The following is a 564-nucleotide window of genomic DNA, read 5'->3' as shown; positions in this document are numbered from 1 at the left end:
GCCGGGGCTTCGGTTTCCGGCGTCCCGGTTTCCGGGCTTTCAGCGGCGTCCGCCGTCGCCGACCCGGCGGGCGGCGCCGGCGAGTCGCCGCGGCTGAGGGCGGCGGCGACGGCCGGGTCCTCGGCGGCACGCAGTGCGGCGGTGAAGTCCGGGTTCATCAGCTCGCGGGCGAGGGCGGAGAGGATCGTCAGGTGGTCGCTGTCCGCGCCCGCCGGTGCGGCGATGAGGAAGACCAGGTCCGCCGGGCCGTCCGTCGCGCCGAAGTCGACCGGCCGGCGCGGCCGGCCGAAGGCGAGCGTCGGCTCTGTCGCGTGCTCGCTGCGGCAGTGCGGGATACCGATGCCGCCTTCCAGCCCGGTCGGCATCTGGGCCTCGCGGGCCGCCACGTCGGCGAGGAAGCCGTCGAGGTCGGTGACGCGGCCGGCGGTGACCATGCGCTCGGCCAGTTGGCGAACGACGGCGTCCTTGTCGGGGGCGGCGAGGTCGAGGTCGACCAGGTCCGCGGTGATCAGATCACTCATCGCAGAACTCCGATGGTGTTTCGGTCCCGGGCGGGGAGTGCCC

The 564-nt window shown here is 74.8% G+C and carries 1 protein-coding gene; it reads right to left on the bottom strand.

Translation table 11 applies throughout. From position 1 onward, the window contains the following. On the bottom strand, positions 1–521 hold a 521-nt coding region (locus tag GL263_RS27705), incomplete at its 3' end, for a PTS sugar transporter subunit IIA (RefSeq protein WP_182858463.1). Positions 522–564: the final 43 nt, after the last annotated feature.

It is taken from the genome of Streptomyces durbertensis (genome assembly GCF_014156695.1).
In the GTDB taxonomy this organism is placed as follows: Bacteria; Actinomycetota; Actinomycetes; order Streptomycetales; family Streptomycetaceae; genus Streptomyces; species Streptomyces durbertensis.
Note: the sequence above shows the minus strand (reverse complement) of the source record. Positions and strands in the feature narration are given on the sequence as shown.